Origin of the sequence: Phaeobacter sp. 11ANDIMAR09, assembly GCF_001294455.1 — a bacterium.
Classification (GTDB): Bacteria; Pseudomonadota; Alphaproteobacteria; order Rhodobacterales; family Rhodobacteraceae; genus Pseudophaeobacter.
Window position 1 is genome coordinate 59,033 of record NZ_LIKT01000023.1, and the last position, 19,321, is coordinate 78,353.

Here is a 19,321-nt window from a genome sequence, read left to right on the forward strand (position 1 = left end):
CGCGCTGCTTGACCCTCTGCCCGCCGCCCCGTGCGGCGCGGTAAATTAGCCATGCATCTCATCAACACTCTGCGAGCCTCAGCGCAACCCTATGGCATGGAGGAAAATTTCCCTTTCAACCCTTGGCAAAACCGCTACCGTGCGACGCAAAAGGGAGATGACAGTATGGCCTGGATCAAAACCATTCCGTTCGCAGACGCCAGCGGCAAGTTGAAGAAACTCTACGACCGGGTCACCGGCCCCAATGGCAATGTCGACAATATTATGATGGTCCATTCCCTGCGTCCCCACTCTATGGAAGGCCATATGGCGATCTACAAAAACGTGTTGCATCACAGCGGCAACACCATTCCCAAATGGTTCCTGGAGACATTGGGGGTCTGGGTCAGCCGGTTGAACGATTGTGATTACTGCGTCGAGCACCACTTTGCCGGGCTCAAACGCTTGCTGAGAGACGACGCGCGTGCAGATGCCCTGCGCGCCGCGATTGAGGTGCGCAGTCCCGCAGCTGCCCCATTGGAACCGGGTCAGAAACTGGCGATGGACTACGCCCGTCAGTTAACCCGTGATCCGGGTGGCGTGACTCAGGACATGGTGACCGCGCTGCGCGCACATGGCTATTCGGATGGCGAAATACTCGAAATCAACCAGGTCACCGCATATTTCAATTATGCCAACCGCACAGTGCTGGGCCTGGGATGTTCAACCAAGGGCGATGTGCTGGGCCTCAGCCCCAATAACTCGGAAAACCCCGAAGACTGGGGCCACAGCTGAGGTCAAGAGCCCAGCTAGGTGCACACAGTAAACAGGTTAGGATTGATGGCAGCGGCCCTAAAACAGGCCCTGCCTGCATTCTAGGCAGCGCTTTCACGCGCAGCACCTATACCAGACAGGTTATCCACAGCCCCTAGCGGACCTCTTTCGCAACACCACAACACCTGCCATAATGGGAGCAACCATAACAAACCGAAGAGCAGCTCCCGCCAATGGCAAACGACCTCCTCAGCACGCCCGACGACGAAATCTATGACGCCTCCTCGATCGAAGTGCTTGAGGGGCTGGAACCTGTTCGTCAGCGGCCCGGCATGTATATCGGCGGCACCGATGAGCGCGCCCTGCACCATATGGTAGCGGAGATCCTCGACAACTCGATGGATGAGGCCGTGGCCGGCCACGCCAACCGCATCGAGGTGACGCTGCACGCCGATTACTCTGTCACGATCTCGGACAATGGTCGCGGTATCCCCATCGATCCGCACCCCAAGTTCCCGGACAAGAGCGCGCTCGAAGTCATTCTTTGCACCCTACATGCGGGCGGCAAATTCTCGGGCAAGGCCTATCAGACCTCCGGCGGTCTGCACGGGGTTGGCTCCTCCGTTGTAAACGCGCTTTCCGACAGCCTTGTGGTGCAAGTCGCTAAAAACAAAGAACTGTTTGAACAGCGCTTCTCCCGCGGCCTGCCTTTGGGCCCAGTAGAGAAGGTCGGCGCGGCGCCAAACAAACGGGGCACCTTTGTCACCTTCCACGCGGATGAGCAGATCTTTGGCTCACACCGTTTCAAACCCAAACGCCTGTTCACCCTGGTACGCTCCAAGGCCTATCTGTTCTCGGGCGTGGAGATCCGCTGGAAGTCCGAAATCGACGACAAGGAAACCCCGGTCGAGGCCACCTTCCACTTCCCCGGCGGGCTCAAGGACTACCTGACCGAAGTCTTGGGCAAGGCCTCGGTCTATGCGGATGCGCCCTTTGCGGGCAAAGTAGAGTTCCGAGAGAAATTTGGCGAGCCGGGCTATGTAGAATGGGCGATCAACTGGACGCCCTCGCGCGATGGCTTCACCCAGAGCTACTGTAACACCGTCCCCACCCCCGAGGGCGGCACCCATGTTGCAGGGTTCTGGGCGGCGATTCTCAAAGGCATCAAGGCCTATGGTGAGCTGGTCGGCAACAAGAAGGCCGGCAGCATCACCCGCGACGATCTGATGGCGGGCGGCTGTGCGCTGGTCTCCTGCTTTATCGCAGACCCTGCCTTTGTTGGCCAGACCAAGGACCGCCTGTCGACCGAGAGCGCCGCCAAAATGGTGGAAAACTCGGTCCGCGACCATTTTGACAACTGGCTGGCCGCTGATACCAAATCGGCCGGCGCCATTCTGGACTTCCTAGTACTGCGGGCCGAAGAGCGCCTGCGCCGCAAACAGGAAAAAGAAACCCAGCGTAAAAGCGCCACCAAAAAACTGCGCCTGCCGGGTAAGCTGACGGATTGTACCTCCAAAGACCGCGCCGGAACTGAGTTGTTCATCGTCGAGGGCGACTCGGCGGGGGGCTCTGGCAAGGGCGCGCGCAACCGTAACAATCAGGCGCTCTTGCCCCTGAAGGGTAAGATCCTCAACGTGCTGGGGGCTGCCTCCAACAAGATCGGCACCAATGCCGAGATCCGCGACCTCTGCGAGGCTTTGGGCGTTGGCACCGGCACCAAGTTCAATCTTGATGATCTGCGTTATGACAAGATCATCATCATGACCGATGCGGATGTCGACGGGGCGCATATTGCTTCGTTGTTGATGACCTTCTTCTTCACCCAGATGCGCCCGCTGATCGACGGCGGTCATCTGTACCTCGCCTGTCCACCGCTGTTCCGCCTGACCCAGGGTGCCAAACGTGTGTACTGCCTGGATGAGGCAGAGCGCGACACCTGGATGGAGAAGGGCCTGGGCGGCAAGGGCAAGATTGATGTCAGCCGCTTTAAGGGTCTGGGCGAGATGGATGCCAAGGATCTGAAAGAGACCACCATGGACCCCAATACCCGGAAATTGATCCGGGTGACGATTGACGAGGATGAGCCCGGCGAAACCGGCGATCTGGTCGAACGTCTGATGGGGAAAAAGCCCGAGCTGCGTTACCAGTATATTCAGGAGAACGCCAAGTTCGTGGAGGAGCTGGATGTTTGAGGGGTTAATACGCGAAGCTCGCTTCGCTGCCCTCAAGCGCTGTCTAAAAAAGCTCTCCCCAGGCAGATTTGCTTACGATATTAGCAACGACTTTTACACTCCCATTCTAAAAAACAGCAATTCAGGTCAATCACTTCTAGTCGATAGAATATCTGGATGTAGCATTTACGGCCGTCTCTGGAAGAACGATGAATTTGCGGAACCAGATTTTATTGAAATTTGCGAGCTGGAACGGTGGGAAATCGAAGTGCGGCGTTTCTACGGTGGGTTTCAGAGCAACTATCATGGTTCATTTCAGTTCTGGGCCTACGAGGCACTTTGTCTAACGGAGATTGCATTCTTTCTGGATCGCCTTCGCCAATCCTACTTCAACAAAAGGCTCAAATTCAGAAATGATCGAATTGAGGTCTTGCAAAAATTTGTAGCCATACATCTGCGAGAACAACATGGTGAAGGGCCTGGCACCTACACCCCTCAACCCAGATCCATCGTTGATCTCGAGATGGACTTTTTTGGAAGTAGGATCTTTTCTCATCCTGACAACAAAGAAATCCTTGCTAAGTTTCGACTTCTCGTCGAATCTCTTGTTCTAACAGGAGACTTGGAGAAGTCTAACCACATTAGATTTAAGTTGTCTCCTAAAGCCGTAGTAACACTGTCAGAATTTGCGCTCGAAGAACGAAGACACAAAGACAGCTTCAGACTTAGTAGGAGAATGTACTGGGCGACCTTTGTTATTGCAGCTGCAACTCTCTTTCAAGCGTATATTGCTGCGAGTAGTTCAGAGAGTTTCAAGGCATGGTTTCCGCCTTCTTTCCCAGACTTTTTTAGTTCCGGAAACTAGAAAAAAATGCCCGCGCCTGACCTTGGGGAGGCGTGAATGCGCCTTCCCGGGGGGAAGGTCAGGCGCGGGCCGTGCCGCTACGCGCCACGTCCCAGGTGATATACTGCCAACGCCGCTCTTTGATTTGCACGGTCAGGTGCGAAGGGCTCCGCCCGCCCATGCCTCAAACAGTCCCCCGGACTGTTTGTCCCTGCGGGAACCGGCTTGGTCTCCACGAGGGGAAGGTCAGGCGCGGGCCTGGCGGCCCAGGCGAACACCTGCAACTGTCACCTCCCAAAGCGACGGGCACCGGCGCAGGGCTCCGAAGCCCCTGCGCCACTACCCGCCTTAGTGATCCTCCAATCAAAACAACGCAGCCCCACAGTGATCACGTTTCCTTCACCCCTGTTGCATGACCCCCTGCAGGCTTCCTACTGTTGCGACAGACGCCCTGCCCCAAGGAGCCACCATGATTTTTATCGCCGACAACCAGCTCTTTTTGATCCTGGCCTGCTTTTGCATTGGCTTGGTCGGGACGGGGTTCTTGCTGCGCAAACCTGCGGGGCACCGGGCCTGGAAATTTGCCGATCTGGTCTGGGTTCTATTGGGCGGGATTGGTGCCCTCGCCGCTGTCATCGCCGGGATCTACACATCCGACAGCAGCCATCTGGAGCGCCAAATTGATGTGGCCTATGCCGCGACATCCGCTTTTGACCGCGACGCCGCGCGGTTTCGCCTGCGCTTTTGCGACCCCGCCTATGACACGGATATTGCGGTGCTTTGTGAAAAGGTCGAATTCCTGTCTGCCTCGACCGCGGGCAATGCCGAGCTTCCTCTGTTCATTGCGGTCACGGATGAGGTCGCGCCGCTGCAGGGGATCTCCTTTCTGGCCGGCTCCAACAGCGCGGCCCAGGAGATGACCGCCAAGGCCGCCACTGCCGATGCATTTGACCCGGATGCCTTTTTGATCTTTACCGCCCTGGATGAACCCACAGAAGCCGCAGTGGAAAACCTGCGCCGCCGGATCCCTACCATCGCAGGCGATTTTGTCATCCTGGCCCAGGCCTATGAGGATCTGATCGCCCAGATCCAGCGGCTAAAACAGGAATGGGACTATCTGCAAGACAATGCCTATATCTTGGTCCTGCAGCTTTTTGCTCTATGCTTGGTCGGCTTTGCTGCGCCGTTTCGGTTGGGAAAATCTGTTGTGGAGTTGCGCAAGCCCGGCCGCTAGGCTCGGCTGAACGAGCAAACCAAATGAGGCCCAGATGACCAACAGCCCTGCCCTAGGCGTGACAGACCTTCAAAGCATCTTGCAGGAGAATTTTGCCGATTGGGTCCGGGCCCTGGATCTGACCGTGACGGAAGCCTCGCCCGAAGCCGTCGAGCTACATATGCCACTGGCCCCGCATCTGGCACGGGTTGGCGGAATTGTCTCGGGGCAGGCCCTGGCCGCATTGGCCGATACCTCTATGGTTTTGGCCGCCGTCGCCCATGCCGGAGAGATGCGGATGTTTGCAACCACGGACCTGCACACGCAGTTCCTGCGCCCCGGTGTCGGCTCTGCCATCCTGTGCCGGGCCGAAGTGGTGCGCGCCGGCAGGGCACTGGTCTTTGCCCGCGCTGATATGCGGGAAGAAAGCAGCGGTAAACTGGTCGCAAGTGCCACCGCAACCTTTTATGCCCCCTGATTGCCGGAGCCTCATTCATGCGCAGTTTTGACGAGATCTTTGACATATCCGCGGCCCGCCATGGTGGTGCCCCGGCGCTGGAAGCACAGCTGCCAAAACCTAATCCCGCAGCGGCATCCCTCCCCGAAGACCGCTGGCTGTCGCTGATGGCCAAATGCGTCTTTCAGGCGGGTTTCAGCTGGACGGTGATCGAGACAAAATGGCCTGGGTTTGAAGCTGCTTTTGATCAGTTTAATGTGGCCCGCAACGCCTTCATGGATGAGGAAAAGCTGGATGCCTTGCTGCGCAACACAGACATCGTGCGCAATGGGGCCAAGATCCAGTCGGTCCGCGACAATGCGGTCTTCCTGATGGATCTGCGCCAACATGGTGGTGCCGCCAAGGTCTTTTGTGACTGGCCGTCGACCGACTATGTCGGGTTGCTGGAGATGCTCAAGACACAGGGCAGCCGGTTGGGGGGCGGTACAGGCCAGATGGTCATGCGTTTTGCCGGGCGCGATGGCTTTGTGCTGTCCCGCGATGTTACCGCCCGATTGATCGCAGAGGGGGTGATCGACAAACCCGCCACTTCCAAAACGGCGCTGCGTCAGGTGCAGGAGACCTTTAACAGCTGGCAGGAGCAATCAGGCCGCTCGTTGATGGAAATCAGCCGGGTTCTGGCCATGAGCTGCGGATAGAGATGTTGGAGGAATTTATGCCCCGGATCAAACCAGATACGTCCGCGCTCCTTAAAACCGGCAGAGGAACCGCATGATCCTACGGCTTGTTCTGATCTGTTCTTTGCTCGCCGCCTGTGGACGCCCGCTCAGCGAGGCTGAGCGTGATTTTCTGTCTGACATTCACGGAGACAGCCTCAACCCGGACCGGGTGCGGCTAGTACGCGGCGCCCCGGTGGCTGCGGTGACGTTCCGGCGGAAACCCCGCCCCCGCGTGACCTGCCGCGAACGCATCCTTCCTCCGGTAAAAGAAGAGAGGATCGTCACCTCCTCACCTGCGGCAGTGGCTCTGTTCAATCGGATCTTTTTTGTCAAAGACTGGTACACCGAAGACTACCTGCCCACCTATCCCGATCGGCTGTATCTGGTAGAGGCCATGCTGCTGGCCCATGAGATGACCCATGTCTGGCAGTGGCAGAATCGGCGCACCACCGGCTATCATCCCTTGTTGGCAGCAGCGGAACACAGCGCCAGCCCCGACCCCTATCTGTTCGCATTGGACGGCAGCCATGATTTCCTCAGCTATGGCTTTGAGCAACAGGGGGCCATCGTCGAAGAATATGTCTGCTGTCGCGCCCTGGCGCCGCAAGCGGCCCGCAGCAAACGGCTCCACAAGATGCTCAAGGCGGTCATGCCGGTAACGGACCTGCCCCAAACGCGGCAAAGCGATGTCTACCTGCCCTGGAAGGATGCGGATCTGGCCGGAATTTGCACATGACCTCTTCTGGTGCAAATCCCGGCAAAGTACTGCCGCAAATTAGCGTTGGATGTCTTCCAGATAGGCCAGCAGTGCCGCCAGAGGGCGCGGTGTCGGAGTAAAGATTCCCTCCACCTCAACAGGGAGTAGATCCCCTTCGAGCAAGGCACCAAATTCAGGCATCTGCTCTTCACCAACGCGACCACGCCCGTAGCCATCAATCTGTGACAACATGGCGGCGCGCGGGAACACCCCCTTGTTGCGGGTCGCAATATGGCGCAGATCCGGAGCCCCTACTGACAGCTCCCGGGTGGTGGGATCAGCGTTTTCACCATGGCAGGCGGAACAGTTCTGATTGAACAGCGCCGCACCCTCGCTCGGCTCGGGCATATCGACATCCGCAGGCGCGCAGTTTGACAGGCTGAACACAAGCACCGTCAGGCCCAAACCCACAACTGGAAATTTCATCTCTTTGCTTCCTTCTTCCTAGGTGGCGCTCTGGTTTGTGGCAATCCGGCGATGTCTACCCTGAGCCGCAAGGCTCCGGGGAATTCTAAGGCATTGATTTGTATTTAAACACCAAATGAGGTGGGGCACGACAGGAAAACGCAGCGTTGGACACCAGATCGCACCCTTGGCTCTTGCCCCGGCGCATCACTCCTGGGCACAGTCACTCAATCCACAGGCCCGCCATAAACGGGCCCCCACCTACCCCGGAGATCCCATGCTTTCTTACGCGCTTATCATGTTGGCCGCAGGCCTTGGCATCCCGGTCCTTGCAGCGTTAAACGCGGCTTTGGGCCAGCATATCGGCTCTCCTGCGGCTGCCGGGGTGGTGCTCTTTGCCGTCGCCTTTACGGCCGCTCTGGCCTATTGCCTGATCAAAGGACCCAGCGCGCTTATGCTCTTGCCGCAGGCGCCGAAGCATCTGTTCCTGGCCGGTCTTCTGGTGGCCTTTTATGTGCTGTCGATCACCCATGTGGCACCACATTTTGGCGTCGGCAACGCGGTGTTCTTTGTGCTGCTTGGGCAATTGGCCAGCGCCGCCGCGATCGACCATTTTGGCCTCTTTGGTGCCCAGGCCACCCCGCTGACCCTGATACGCGCCGCCGGGATATCAGTCATGGCGCTGGGGGTCTGGATCACCCAGCTGGCCTAAAGCTCAACCAGCCTGCCCTGTTCCAGTTTGACCCGGCGGTCCATGCGCGCCGCCAGCTCGTGGTTATGGGTGGCGACTAGCGCCGACAAGCCGGTTCCCGCCACCAAATCCATCAGTGCGGCAAAGACCTGATCCGAGGTGCCTGGATCCAGATTGCCGGTGGGTTCATCCGCCAGCAGCACCAGCGGTTTGTTTGCCAGAGCCCGGCAAAAGGCCACCCGCTGCTGCTCACCACCCGACAGGGCCGCCGGGCGATGGCGCCCCCGCGCCGACAGGCCCACCAGCGCCAAGAGTTCCTCTGCCCGCGCCTCCGCTCCCGCCTGCGAGATGCCATTGGCCAGCTGCGGTAGCACAATGTTTTCAAGCGCTGAGAACTCCGGCAATAAGTGGTGGAACTGATAAACAAACCCCACGTCCCGGCGACGCAGGCTGGTACGCATGCCGTCCCCCTTGCCGCTGACCTCCTGTCCCGCCACCTTGACGGATCCGCCGTCCGGCACATCCAAGAGACCGGCAATATGCAATAGGGTCGACTTTCCCGCCCCTGATGGGGCGACCAAAGCCACCATTTCGCCCGGCTTGAGGCTCAGGTCGATCCCGCGCAAGACGTCAATCTGACCGGCCGTTCCCTGATTGTAGGATTTGGTCACGCCTGTGAGTTCCAGGACAGCCTCATTCATAGCGCAGCGCCTCTACCGGGTTCAGCCGGGCGGCACGCCGGGCAGGAAAAATTGTCACCACAAAAGACAGGCCCAGCGACAGACCAACAGCCGAGAGCACGTCGGGCAAGTTCAGCTCGGCGGGTAAGGCATAAATACCCCGAATAGAAGGATCCCAGACGCCACCGCCCATAACGTAGTTCACGAAAGAAAAGATCGGATCAATATAGGTAGCAAAGAGACAGCCCAGGATGACGCCCAAAAGCGTTCCCAGGACACCGGTGAAAGCACCGCAGATAAAGAACACCCGCATCACCGACCCTTCGCTGAGCCCAATGGTGCGCAAAATGCCAATGTCACGCCCTTTGTTCTTAACCAGCATGATCAGTCCCGAGACGATATTCATCGTCGCAATCAGCACCAGGATCGACAGGATGATGAACATCACATTGTCCTCGACCTCCAGCGCCCGTAAAAAACCACCCGAAGCATCCCGCCAGGTCCAGACCCCCACAGAGCCCTCAGAGGCACGCAAAAGCGGCAGAACCATCAGGCCGACCCTTTCAGGATCTTCGACCATCACCTCAATCTCATCCGCCACCCCCTCGCGGTTGAAAAAGCTCTGCGCCTCGGCAAAAGGCATATAAAGGCGGGTCCGGTCGATGTCATAGCGCCCGGCAGTAAAGATATAGACCACCTCATAGGCCTTGACGCGCGGGCTGGTGCCAAAGGGGGTTTTCACCCCATTGGGCGAGATCAGCTTGATCCGGTCACCAACGGTGGCCCCTAGTTCGCGTGCCACGCCCGAGCCAATGGCAACCCCCTCTTCAAAGCGGTTCAGATCTCCAATGGCGCCGTCGCTTTCGGCTACGCCGGGAATGGTCTTGATGCCTTCCTTGGCGATGCCAAAGACCTCGACCCCGGCATTGCGCTGGCGGGCACTGGCCATGACCTGGCCTTTGACCAGCGGCGCTGCACGGATTACCCCCGGCACCTCGGCCACGCGGGTCGCCATCTGGTCAAAATCCTTGATGTATCGCTCGAAATGGCCCGCCTCGTTCAGCTCTCCATGGGAATAGAGCGTTACATGGGCATTTGCACCCAGGATGGTGCCGACAAATTCCGAGCGAAACCCCGAGCGCACGGCCAGCGTGGCAATCAACGCAAAGACCGCCAGGGTGATCCCGATCAGGCTGATCCAGGTCATCACCGAAACGCCACCTTCAGCCCGGCGAGCCCGCAGGTATCGCCAGGCAATCATCCATTCAAATCGCGCAAAAGGCGGGGGGGTGCTGGCCATGATGGCTCCTGCTCGCAGTTTTGCGCCAAAGTGAGGCTTCCGCCGCGTGGGGTCAAGTCGCTACCCCTCTTGTTTGGGTTGAAGACAGGTGCTCTGCGCCGGATCGGCAAAAGACCGCGCCCCGTCTTTCCCGCCCGCAAGCAACAGAACGCTGGGTCACTCTGGATTTGACCTTAAGTCAAATCTATTCCGAAAGGCCCCGCTGCTGTTTGATACTGGCAAAGGACGCGGCCTGTGGGTCGGCCCGAAGACCAAGTTGATCATTTTTAGGAGCTGCGCCATGAGCCGTGCCGACACCCTGTTTACCCCTGTTGATCTGGGCAAGCTGAGCCTGAAGAACCGCATTGCCATGGCGCCCATGACCCGCACCTATTCGCCCGGCAATACCCCCAATGACGCGGTAGTCTCCTACTATCAGCGCCGCGCCGAAGGCGGGGTTGGGCTGATCATCACCGAAGGCACCTTTGTCAACCACGAGGCCGCCAGCGGCTACCCCAATGTGCCCGCCTTTTATGGAGAAGAGGCCCTGGCAGGATGGAAAAAAGTGGTCGATGCGGTGCATGCCGCTGGCGGCAAGATCGCGCCGCAGCTCTGGCATGTGGGGGCCATCCGTCGCCCTGGCGTTATGCCCGGTGGCGACACCCCCGGCCACAGCCCCAGCGGCATGGCCAAGCCCGGCAAGGTGACAGGCCACGCCATGAACCAGGAGGACATCGACAATGTCGTCGCCGCCTTTGCCCAGGCCGCCGCTGACGCCAAGAAGATTGGCTTTGATGCGATCGAACTACACGGTGCCCATGGCTACCTGATCGACCAGTTCTTCTGGGAAGGCACCAACCAGCGCAAGGATGGCTATGGCGGAGATCTGGCGCATCGTTCGCGCTTTGCTCTGGAGATCATCCGCGCCGTGCGCGCCGCCGTCGGCGAGGATTTCCCAATCATCTTCCGCTACTCGCAGTGGAAACAGCAGGACTATTCCGCCCGGCTCTGCGCAACCCCTGAGGCTTTGCAGGCCTTCTTGACGCCGCTGGCAGAGGCAGGCGTTGACATCTTCCACTGCTCCACCCGCCGGTTCTGGGAGCCCGAGTTTGAGGGCAGCGATCTGAACCTGGCTGGCTGGACCCGCAAACTGACCGGCAAGCCCGCAATCACCGTGGGCAGCGTTGGACTAAACGCCGATTTCCTGCCCGACGATGGCTCCGCCGATTTCAAAGGCGCCGAACCTGCCAGCATCGACCGCTTGATCGAACGCGCAGAGCGCGACGAGTTTGACCTAGTCGCCGTGGGCCGCGCCCTGATCGCCAATCCGGACTGGGCCAATCAGGTGGCAGCGGGAGAGACCGACAGGTTGGTGGCCTATGAGAAATCCATGTTGCACAAGCTGAGCTGATTTGCGCACCACGTCCCCCCTTAGTCTACCCTGGCTTCTCGCTCCCGTCCGGCCCCAGGTCCGCGCGGGAGCACACGTGTTCCAGTGGCAGCGATAGGTTTTGCAATCCTCCTTGCTGACTGATAGCTTTTTAGAAAATCAGAGGCAGGCGCAGACCGTGACAAAATCAGCAACAAAACCAGCGGCAAAATCCAAGAGTATTACAAAACCGCTGAGGAGCCCCAAACCCAAGGCACCTACAGCCAAAAAGACCGCTCTCAAAGCAGAAGAGAGTGCCGCCCCAGTGCAAGCCGCCCCCCTGCCTGCCGCGGCAGAGGAGAGCCATCCGGCGGAAGTTGCCGAGCTGCTGCCGCGGGGGGAGCTGGATCAGCTGGCCATTGAGGCCGAAACCGACAAGAGCTCAAAACGGCATGACTACATGCGGTTTTACGAGCACCTCCTGACGCCTTACAAAGAAAAGTCCTTTTCCATGCTGGAACTTGGCGTCGGTCTGCCCAGCCGTCGGGCGCCATCGCTGCGCACCTGGAAGGCCTTTTTCCCCAAGGCGCGCATTGTCGGCGTTGATATCAAAGGCATCTCCAAGACATTTGAGGAAGACCGCATCCATATCGAGATCGGAGATGCGTCCAAGCCAAAGTTCCTGAAACGGGTGTTTCGCAGCTACCAGCCTTCGGTGATCCTGGACGATGCGTCGCATTTCTGGTCGCATCAGATCATCGGGTTTCAAACCCTGTTCCCCATGCTGCCCCCCGGTGGCGTCTATATCGTCGAAGATGTGCACACCAGCTTCCTGGCCCAGGAAGAAGGCTCGCAATATGCCGATCACGAAGAGTCTTTCTGGAGTTATTTCAGCCGCTTGCAGGCCGCTTTGGTCTGTTCACAGCGGCACGGCCCTGAGCTGAGCAAGCAAGAAAACCGCTTGGTGTCCTGGATCGACAGCATTTCCATCTCGCGCCGGACCGTTGCCGTCGTCAAACGGCAGAAGATACGCCGCCGCGAGGTTGGTCGCGGCGAAGGCTGATTGCTCAATCGATCGGGGGGTCTATCCCCCCCGACTGCTCATGCGAATTAGAGCTCTTCCTGCCCCAGGCAGGCCGCCATCAGGCGATAGACGATTTGCGCCGTGGTGAAATCCCAGGCGGCATTGCCATCCGGGGCAAGCTCAACCACATCAAATCCCACACAGCGGCGACCTTTCAGGGCGTTTTCCACCAGATGCAAAGCCTGGTAGTAGCCCAGACCGCCAGGCACTGGTGTCCCGGTGGCAGGCATCTGCGAGGGGTCCAGCCCATCCACATCAAAGCTGACATAGACCAATTCGGGGAAATCCTCAGGTAGATCTACCGCATGGATATTGCCGGTGACCAGCTCTTCGGCATCCACATGAAAAACACCATTTGCACTGCGGCTGTCGGCCTCTTGCGTGCAGAGCGCCCGGACGCCGAACTGTGCCAGTTTGATACCATCATTGACCAGCAGGTTCATGACTGAGGCATGAGAGTGTTTTTCCCCCTGATAGGCCACCCGCAAATCGGCGTGTGCATCAATCTGTACGATACCAATACGTTGCTTTAGCGCGCGGGCAACCCCGGTTACGGCGCCATAGCTGAGCGAATGCTCCCCGCCAAGCGTGACAGGCAATTTGCCTGCACGAACGCAGGCTTCTGTGCGCTGCGCCAGGCGCTCCATCACCTCAGGCAGCGCCCCCTCGCACTCCAGCATCTCTTCGGTGAAGATCCCCGAGGCGCAGGGTTCCAGCCCCTGACACAGGCGCTCCAGTTCGTTTGAGGCCTCAAGGATGGCGGCAGGCCCGGCTGCGGTGCCAGACCCATAGGAGACAGTGCGCTCCAAAGGCACGGGAATGACCCGGAAAAGAGCGTCTTCGCTCCGCTCTTGTACGCTCAGTTCACTCTCCAGAAAGATGTTCATAGTGCTCCCCTCACGACAGTCTGTCTTTGAAATCGTCATAACCGAATTGTTTCACGATCCGCAGATCATCCGTCTGGCTGTTCCACAGCAGGATGGCGGGCAAGGCCACACCGTTGAATGTGTTGGTTTTAACCATCGAATAATGGGCTTGATCCAAAAAGGCGAAGCGGTCGCCGATCTGCAGCGGCTGTGCCATGTTGTAGTCCCCAATCACATCCCCTGCTAGACAGGATGGCCCACCAAAACGATAGCTATGGCCTGTTGCGACCTCCCCAAGCATGGCGGGGCGATAGGGGGCCTCGATCACATCCGGCATATGGCAAGTGGCCGAGATATCGGTGATGGCCAAGTCGACGCCGTTCTGCGGCAGGTCCAGGACTTCGCCGATCAGAAGGCCTGCATCCAGCGCCACGGCCTCACCCGGTTCCAGATAGACGTCAATGTCGTAGGTGCTGCGGATCTCAGTGATGAAATCCACCAGCGCGTCGCGATCATAGTCATCGCGGGTGATGTGATGGCCGCCACCAAAATTCAGCCATTTCAACTGGCTCAGATAGGGTGTCAGCTTGGGCTCAATCGCGGCCCAGGTCCGCGCCAAGGGGGCAAAGCCCTGCTCGCACAGAGTATGCATATGCAAACCGTCCACCCCGTCTAGCACTTCAGCCGTCAAATGGCTGATGGGCATGCCCAGCCGCGAGCCCGGCGCGCAGGGGTCATATTTGGCAATCTCACCTTCGGAGTGTTCCGGGTTGATCCGCAGCCCAACCTGCTTGCCTGCCGCCTGACATTTGACCAGGAACCGATCCTTTTGCGCCGGGCTGTTAAAGATCATGTGGTCCGACAGCGCGATGATCTCGTCAATTTCACTGTCCTTGTAGCCCGCGCAATAGGTGGCCACTTCGCCACCGTATTCCTCGCGCGCAAGCCGCGCCTCGTAGAGCCCGCTCGCACAGGTGCCCTGCAGATATTGGCGCAGCTTGGGCGCCAGGGCAAACATCGAAAAGGCCTTGAGCGCCGCCAGAATATGGGCGCCAGAGCGCTCGGCCACATCAGCCAAGATCATCAGGTTTTGCTCAACCGCTATTTCATCCACCACAAAGGCGGGCGTGGGCACGCGGGAAAGATCGAAATCACCAAAGGCGCCGGCCGCGCCGGCTTGGGTGGTCATCATCTCAGACATGGGGAAGATTCCCGAAAGAGCGGATCGGGCAATGCCCGTTCGCGGTGGAGGCAAAGCGCCCGCCCATGGGGGCGGACGGACGCTGTCCGGCCTAAAGGCCGGGCTGGGGTTTAGAAATCGACAGGACCGTCCAGTTCATGGACCTGCCAGGGCAGCCCGTGAACATTCAGCATCTCCATAAAGTTATCGGGATCCAGTTGCTCCATGTTCCAGACACCGGCCTCGCTCCAGTTGCCTTTCAGCACCTGCGCGGCGCCAATCATCGCGGGCACACCAGTGGTATAGCTGACCGCCTGGCTGCCGACCTCGGCATAGCAATCCTGATGGTCACAGATGTTGTAGATATAGAAGGTCTTTTCACCCGATCCATCCTTGGCCTGGCCTGTGGCGATATCACCGATACAGGCCTTGCCCTTGGTTTCTGGCCCCAGATCCCCGGGATCGGGCAGCAGGGTTTTCAGGAATTGGATCGGAATGATCTCCTGACCATCATGCATGACCGGATCAATCCGCGTCATGCCGACATTTTCCAGCACCTTGGCGTGCATGATATAGGCGTCACCAAAGGTCATCCAGAACCGAGCCCGCTCGATCTCCGGGAAATGGGTCGACAGGCTTTCCAGCTCCTCGTGATACATCAGGTACATGTTCTTGTTGCCAATGGCCGGGAAGTCGAACTCGACCTTGGTGGTCATGGCGGGGCTGGCTTTCCATTCACCGCCTTCCCAGTGACGTACCTCGGCCAGCACTTCGCGCAGGTTGATCTCGGGGTTGAAGTTGGTGGCAAACTCCTGATCGTTGGAGCCACCATTGGCGTCCAGAATGTCGATCTGGCGGATGGTGTCCAGCTTGTGCTTCTTCAACCAGGTCGCAAAGACCGAGGTAACACCCGGATCAAAGCCAGAGCCCAGGATCGCGGTCAGCCCGGCCTCTTTGAATTTGTCCTGATAGGCCCATTGCCAATGGTATTCAAACTTGGCCACGTCTTCGGGTTCGTAGTTTGCGGTATCCAGATAGTGGCAACCAGCCTCGAGGCAGGCATCCATCAACACCAGATCCTGATAGGGCAGAGCCAGGTTGACCAGGATTTCAGCCCCGGTTTCGCGGATCAGGGCAACGGTTGCGGCCACATCATAGGCGTCCAGCTCGGCAGTTTTGATCTCAACCCCGGTGCGTTCCTTCACGCTGACGGCAATCGCATCACATTTGGATTTGGTACGGCTGGCCAAGGTGATCTCGGTAAAGATATCGGCGTTCATTGCCATCTTATGGACCGATGCGTGGCTTACGCCGCCGGCACCAACAACAAGTGTCTTACCCATGGTGGTCTTCTCCTTCCCGGGGTTATTCATAATAGGTATAGCCGTTGATCGAGTCCCGATAGGCCCCGATCAGGGTCTTGCGTTCGCTGACCTGCACGGATCCGTTTGAAATGGCCTCATCAACCATCTTGCGGAAAGCTGCCACACAATCTGCGGGATCGAATTCGACATAGGACAAAACTTCGGAAATCGTGTCGCCTTCCTGTTCATGCAACAGGTCAAACCCACCATCCGGGCGCAGGTCGATGGTTACAACATTTGTATCGCCAAACAGGTTGTGCAAATCGCCCAGGGTTTCCTGATAGGCGCCCACAAAGAACACCCCGAGGTAGTAGCGCTCATCCTCTTGCAGGGAATGCACCGGCAAGGAGGGCGAGATCCCATCCGCCAGAATAAAACGATCCACTTTGCCGTCGCTGTCACAAGTGATGTCGGACAGCACCGCACGACGGTCCGGCACCTCGTTCAGCCGTTGCAGGGGGACAATCGGGTGCAGCTGGTCAATGGCCCAGACATCCGGCAGGGATTGAAACAGCGAGAAATTGCAGTGGTAGACATCCGCAACCTCTTCCAGCTTTTCCCCCAGCTCATTCACCTCATCCGAGGCCGCAGCCAGCACCTTAATCTGTGCGATCAGGGACAGATAGATGCGCTCGGCCCGCGCCATCTGACGCAGATCGACCATACCCCGGCGAAACAATCCCCGCAGTTCATCGCGATAAAAGGTGGCATCGTTCCAGCATTCCTGCACCCGGCCTGCCACCAAATAGCCGCGGATTGCGGCCAGGTCAGACACCAGATGATGGTCCTCCGGCTGTACATCCGGAGCATCTGGCGCATCATAAAGCGTCGTCTCCAGCACATCAAAGAGCAGCATCGAGGAGGTCGCCACCACTGCCCGGCCGCTCTCCGTCACCAGCACCGGATGGGCCACCTCGGCCTCATCCAGAGCATAGGCCACGGTTTCTACCACGTTTGAAGCATATTCTTCGATCGAATAGTTGATCGAATTCTCTGCGGCCCGTTTTTCGCCCGTATAGTCGATGCCCAAACCACCACCAAGATCGAGGTGGGTCAGTGGCACGCCTTCGCGGGTCAGTTCGATAAAATAGCGACAGGCCTCCGCTGTGGCGCGGCGCACGTCGTTCACATCCGGCACCTGGCTGCCCAGATGCGAATGCTGCAGCTTCAGGCAGTGCAACAACCCCACGTCCTTGAGCCGATCCACCACCCGCAGCAATTGATCCGTGTTCATGCCAAAGGCCGAGCGATCGCCTGAGCTTTCCTGCCATTTGCCACCGATCTGATTGGTCAGCTTCACCCTGACCCCCAGAAGCGGCTCGATACCAAGCTCGCGGGTGACCTCGATCACCGTCTCCGCCTCTTTTGGGCTTTCCAGCACAATGATGGTGTTGAACCCCAGCCGCCGCGACAGGATCGCCAGGCGGATGAACTCTGCATCCTTGACCCCGTTGCAGACGATCAACGCATCCTTGGACAGCCGGTGCGCCAGGGCAATAACCAGCTCGGGCTTTGACCCCGCCTCCAGTCCAAAATCATAGCCGCTGCCAAATTCGACAATTCTGTCAATGACCTGAGCCTGCTGGTTTACCTTGATGGGGAAGACACCCCGGTAAAGCGCTTTATAGCCGACACGCTGGATTGCGCTGGCAAAGCTCTGGTTGATGTGGCGGATCTCATTCTCCAGAAAGGAGCTGATCCGCAGCAAAAGCGGCGAGGCGATGCCACGTTGCTCCAGATCGCTCAGAATACCCGGCAGACTGATGGGGGCGGCCTCCCTATGGGCCGGATTGCACAGAGCGATCTCACCCTCTGGCGATACGGTGATCAGGCCTTTGCCCCACCGGTCGACTCCATAAACATTCTCTGGGCAGGTGTGGTCCTGGTTCAAGCGAGCTGGCCTTTGCGAAAGATGTGAGGGAAAACTAGCAGAAACAGAGGCAGAAGACGAGAAAGCGTCACACTGTCTGGCAGCCCGGGAAAAGCAGCCCCAATAACGATCTCTGATCCAGCGCCCCTGGAGGAAACGCCCGGTGTCGGCGTGGCGTGGCTTATAGGGGCACATATGATTCCCGCCAATAGAGAAAATGATTCCCGCCAATAGAGAAAACGCCGCAAAATCCCACATCACTGTTTCCTCCTGACCGGCGCATTTTGCCCCTCAACCTTGGACCCAAAAACCTGTTAGACCACTTTGGCATCGCGCGTCTTGGCCCTGGCCATTTGTGCCCCAATCAGCGCCCTTATGCTCTCTCAGTTGCGACAAAGATCCTATGTCCACTGCCCCTGGGGTTTGGATGTTTCCGCCGACAGGGGAAATGGCCGCCCCATTGGCGTCTAGACCGCTGCGTCTATTGAGCGGCACTAGGGTTGAACCAGCTCAGCAATAGGTCGCAGCGTCGTCTTTGCCTCTTGCCAAAGACGCGAGCACCTTTACCACTGAGCTGGCTCTGCCCCCCCGGCTGGGCCATCGGACGTGTAAGGAGAGAGAGCACATGAAACTGTTGCGTTTTGGCCCCCAGGGCAGCGAGAAACCGGGACTTCTGGATGCCGAGGGCCAAATCCGTGATCTGTCAGGCGTGGTGGCGGATATCGCCGGAGCGGTTCTGAGCGACGCTCAACTCCAGAACCTGCGAGAGGTTGATCCTACAAGCCTGCCTCTGGTGGCGGGAGCTCCACGGATTGGCCCCTGTGTTGCACAGGTCGGCAAATTCATCTGTATCGGCCTCAACTACGCGGATCATGCGGCTGAGGCGGGTATGGACTTGCCGCAGGAGCCGGTGGTCTTTTTCAAAGCCACCTCGGCGATTTGTGGCCCCAATGACCAGACGGAGTTGCCCCGCACCTCGGTCAAATCAGACTGGGAAGTCGAGCTGGGCGTGGTGATCGGCAAGCACACAAAATATGTCTCTGCAGAGGACGCACTGGATCATGTTGCGGGCTACTGCGTGGTGAATGACCTGTCAGAACGGGATTTTCAGATCCATCGTTCGGGCCAATGGGTCAAGGGCAAGTCCTGCGACACCTTTGGGCCCATCGGCCCCTGGCTGGTGACCCGCGACGAAGTCCCCAACCCGCAGGATCTGGCCATGTACCTGGAGGTAAATGGGCACCGCTACCAGGATGGCTCGACCCGGACGATGCATTTTGATGTGGCCACGGTCATCTCGCACCTGTCGCAGTTCATGAGCCTGCAGCCTGGTGATGTGATCTCGACCGGCACCCCTCCGGGTGTCGGAATGGGGCAGCGCCCCGAGGTCTATCTTAAACCCGGCGATGAAATGGAGCTGGGGATTGAAGGGCTTGGCGTGCAAAAACAGACTGTGGTTGCCAGCCGATAACCTGCGCCTCGAAGCAGCCCTTTGGGCCCCATGGCGTCAGAGCCTGCCCTTTGGCGCCCCCCCCCCCCCCCCCCTCTCCAAGTTGGGCCAAGGGGGGGGGGCCTAAAGAGGCAAAAGCCTCAATTTGAAACCAGTCGCGTCCTTTGGC

General features: G+C 58.6%; 18 protein-coding genes. 11 read left to right on the forward strand and 7 right to left on the reverse strand.

The genetic code is table 11. From position 1 onward, the window contains the following. Window positions 1-165 precede the first annotated feature (165 nt). The 7 genes from AN476_RS17355 (at window position 166) to AN476_RS17385 (ending at window position 6,893) form a co-directional block, all read left to right on the forward strand. On the forward strand, window positions 166-774 hold the full coding sequence (locus AN476_RS17355; protein WP_054463010.1) for a carboxymuconolactone decarboxylase family protein: 609 nt from the start codon (window positions 166-168) through the stop codon (window positions 772-774). A 212-nt stretch (window positions 775-986) separates the two neighbouring features. Continuing rightward, the gene (gene parE / locus AN476_RS17360; RefSeq protein WP_054462959.1) at window positions 987-2,945 is read left to right on the forward strand and encodes a DNA topoisomerase IV subunit B; all 1,959 of its coding nucleotides are present in this window, start codon (window positions 987-989) and stop codon (window positions 2,943-2,945) included. Then, the gene (locus AN476_RS17365) at window positions 2,938-3,789 is read left to right on the forward strand and encodes a hypothetical protein (RefSeq protein WP_054462961.1); all 852 of its coding nucleotides are present in this window, start codon (window positions 2,938-2,940) and stop codon (window positions 3,787-3,789) included. The genes parE and AN476_RS17365 overlap by 8 nt, the downstream gene beginning before the upstream one ends. A 448-nt stretch (window positions 3,790-4,237) precedes the next feature. Next, window positions 4,238-5,002: a hypothetical protein gene (locus AN476_RS17370; protein ID WP_054462963.1), complete on the forward strand. Its 765-nt coding sequence runs from the start codon at window positions 4,238-4,240 to the stop codon at window positions 5,000-5,002. A gap of 34 nt (window positions 5,003-5,036) precedes the next feature. Next, on the forward strand, window positions 5,037-5,459 hold the full coding sequence (locus AN476_RS17375) for a PaaI family thioesterase (RefSeq protein ID WP_054462965.1): 423 nt from the start codon (window positions 5,037-5,039) through the stop codon (window positions 5,457-5,459). Window positions 5,460-5,476: 17 nt separating this feature from the next. Continuing rightward, window positions 5,477-6,136 (forward strand): DNA-3-methyladenine glycosylase I, encoded by a 660-nt coding sequence (locus tag AN476_RS17380; RefSeq protein ID WP_054462968.1) that lies wholly within the window; start codon window positions 5,477-5,479, stop codon window positions 6,134-6,136. 73 nt (window positions 6,137-6,209) lie between these two features. Next, window positions 6,210-6,893 carry a hypothetical protein gene (locus AN476_RS17385; RefSeq protein WP_054462969.1) on the forward strand — a complete coding sequence of 228 codons (684 nt, stop codon included), beginning with the start codon at window positions 6,210-6,212 and terminating at the stop codon, window positions 6,891-6,893. A gap of 39 nt (window positions 6,894-6,932) precedes the next feature. Here AN476_RS17385 and AN476_RS17390 read toward each other — a convergent pair whose 3' ends face one another. Next, window positions 6,933-7,340, reverse strand: coding sequence for a cytochrome c (locus tag AN476_RS17390; RefSeq protein ID WP_054462971.1), 408 nt, complete (start codon window positions 7,338-7,340; stop codon window positions 6,933-6,935). 256 nt (window positions 7,341-7,596) lie between these two features. Between AN476_RS17390 and AN476_RS17395 the strand changes: the two genes are divergently transcribed. Then, complete coding sequence (locus AN476_RS17395) at window positions 7,597-8,031, forward strand: DMT family transporter (RefSeq protein WP_054462973.1); 435 nt, start codon at window positions 7,597-7,599, stop codon at window positions 8,029-8,031. Here the strand turns inward: AN476_RS17395 and AN476_RS17400 are convergent. Both AN476_RS17400 and AN476_RS17405 read right to left on the reverse strand, forming a co-directional pair. Then, a complete protein-coding gene (locus AN476_RS17400) occupies window positions 8,028-8,711 on the reverse strand; it encodes an ABC transporter ATP-binding protein (RefSeq protein WP_054462975.1) in 684 nt (227 codons plus the stop codon). The genes AN476_RS17395 and AN476_RS17400 overlap by 4 nt on opposite strands. Then, the gene (locus tag AN476_RS17405) at window positions 8,704-9,990 is read right to left on the reverse strand and encodes a lipoprotein-releasing ABC transporter permease subunit (RefSeq protein WP_054462977.1); all 1,287 of its coding nucleotides are present in this window, start codon (window positions 9,988-9,990) and stop codon (window positions 8,704-8,706) included. The genes AN476_RS17400 and AN476_RS17405 overlap by 8 nt, the downstream gene beginning before the upstream one ends. 280 nt (window positions 9,991-10,270) lie before the next feature. Between AN476_RS17405 and AN476_RS17410 the strand changes: the two genes are divergently transcribed. Both AN476_RS17410 and AN476_RS17415 read left to right on the forward strand, forming a co-directional pair. After that, entirely contained in the window at window positions 10,271-11,380 is a 1,110-nt protein-coding gene (locus AN476_RS17410) for an NADH:flavin oxidoreductase (RefSeq protein WP_054462979.1), read from the forward strand. A gap of 283 nt (window positions 11,381-11,663) precedes the next feature. Further along, window positions 11,664-12,401 carry a class I SAM-dependent methyltransferase gene (locus tag AN476_RS17415; RefSeq protein ID WP_157063793.1) on the forward strand — a complete coding sequence of 246 codons (738 nt, stop codon included), beginning with the start codon at window positions 11,664-11,666 and terminating at the stop codon, window positions 12,399-12,401. A gap of 47 nt (window positions 12,402-12,448) precedes the next feature. Here the strand turns inward: AN476_RS17415 and speB are convergent, their stop codons facing one another. From speB to speA, 4 genes are all read right to left on the reverse strand, one after another. Then, on the reverse strand, window positions 12,449-13,309 hold the full coding sequence (gene speB / locus AN476_RS17420; RefSeq protein ID WP_054462983.1) for an agmatinase: 861 nt from the start codon (window positions 13,307-13,309) through the stop codon (window positions 12,449-12,451). 10 nt (window positions 13,310-13,319) lie between these two features. Next, complete coding sequence (nspC, locus tag AN476_RS17425) at window positions 13,320-14,489, reverse strand: carboxynorspermidine decarboxylase (protein WP_054462986.1); 1,170 nt, start codon at window positions 14,487-14,489, stop codon at window positions 13,320-13,322. 110 nt (window positions 14,490-14,599) lie between these two features. Then, window positions 14,600-15,811 (reverse strand): saccharopine dehydrogenase family protein, encoded by a 1,212-nt coding sequence (locus tag AN476_RS17430; protein WP_054462988.1) that lies wholly within the window; start codon window positions 15,809-15,811, stop codon window positions 14,600-14,602. A gap of 22 nt (window positions 15,812-15,833) precedes the next feature. Continuing rightward, complete coding sequence (gene speA, locus AN476_RS17435; protein ID WP_054462990.1) at window positions 15,834-17,723, reverse strand: biosynthetic arginine decarboxylase; 1,890 nt, start codon at window positions 17,721-17,723, stop codon at window positions 15,834-15,836. A gap of 604 nt (window positions 17,724-18,327) precedes the next feature. Here speA and AN476_RS17440 point away from each other — a divergent pair. Beyond that, window positions 18,328-19,173 carry a fumarylacetoacetate hydrolase family protein gene (locus AN476_RS17440; protein WP_054462992.1) on the forward strand — a complete coding sequence of 282 codons (846 nt, stop codon included), beginning with the start codon at window positions 18,328-18,330 and terminating at the stop codon, window positions 19,171-19,173. Window positions 19,174-19,321 lie beyond the last annotated feature (148 nt).

Bases quoted from the DNA above. Each gene is read 5' to 3' on its own strand.
- AN476_RS17355 (WP_054463010.1), top strand. From the start codon at position 166: ATGGCCTGGATCAAAACCATTCCGTTCGCAGACGCCAGCGGCAAGTTG.
- parE (WP_054462959.1), top strand. From the start codon at position 987: ATGGCAAACGACCTCCTCAGCACGCCCGACGACGAAATCTATGACGCC.
- AN476_RS17365 (WP_054462961.1), top strand. From the start codon at position 2,938: ATGTTTGAGGGGTTAATACGCGAAGCTCGCTTCGCTGCCCTCAAGCGC.
- AN476_RS17370 (WP_054462963.1), top strand. From the start codon at position 4,238: ATGATTTTTATCGCCGACAACCAGCTCTTTTTGATCCTGGCCTGCTTT.
- AN476_RS17375 (WP_054462965.1), top strand. From the start codon at position 5,037: ATGACCAACAGCCCTGCCCTAGGCGTGACAGACCTTCAAAGCATCTTG.
- AN476_RS17380 (WP_054462968.1), top strand. From the start codon at position 5,477: ATGCGCAGTTTTGACGAGATCTTTGACATATCCGCGGCCCGCCATGGT.
- AN476_RS17385 (WP_054462969.1), top strand. From the start codon at position 6,210: ATGATCCTACGGCTTGTTCTGATCTGTTCTTTGCTCGCCGCCTGTGGA.
- AN476_RS17390 (WP_054462971.1), bottom strand. From the start codon at position 7,340: ATGAAATTTCCAGTTGTGGGTTTGGGCCTGACGGTGCTTGTGTTCAGC.
- AN476_RS17395 (WP_054462973.1), top strand. From the start codon at position 7,597: ATGCTTTCTTACGCGCTTATCATGTTGGCCGCAGGCCTTGGCATCCCG.
- AN476_RS17400 (WP_054462975.1), bottom strand. From the start codon at position 8,711: ATGAATGAGGCTGTCCTGGAACTCACAGGCGTGACCAAATCCTACAAT.
- AN476_RS17405 (WP_054462977.1), bottom strand. From the start codon at position 9,990: ATGGCCAGCACCCCCCCGCCTTTTGCGCGATTTGAATGGATGATTGCC.
- AN476_RS17410 (WP_054462979.1), top strand. From the start codon at position 10,271: ATGAGCCGTGCCGACACCCTGTTTACCCCTGTTGATCTGGGCAAGCTG.
- speB (WP_054462983.1), bottom strand. From the start codon at position 13,309: ATGAACATCTTTCTGGAGAGTGAACTGAGCGTACAAGAGCGGAGCGAA.
- nspC (WP_054462986.1), bottom strand. From the start codon at position 14,489: ATGTCTGAGATGATGACCACCCAAGCCGGCGCGGCCGGCGCCTTTGGT.
- AN476_RS17430 (WP_054462988.1), bottom strand. From the start codon at position 15,811: ATGGGTAAGACACTTGTTGTTGGTGCCGGCGGCGTAAGCCACGCATCG.
- AN476_RS17440 (WP_054462992.1), top strand. From the start codon at position 18,328: ATGAAACTGTTGCGTTTTGGCCCCCAGGGCAGCGAGAAACCGGGACTT.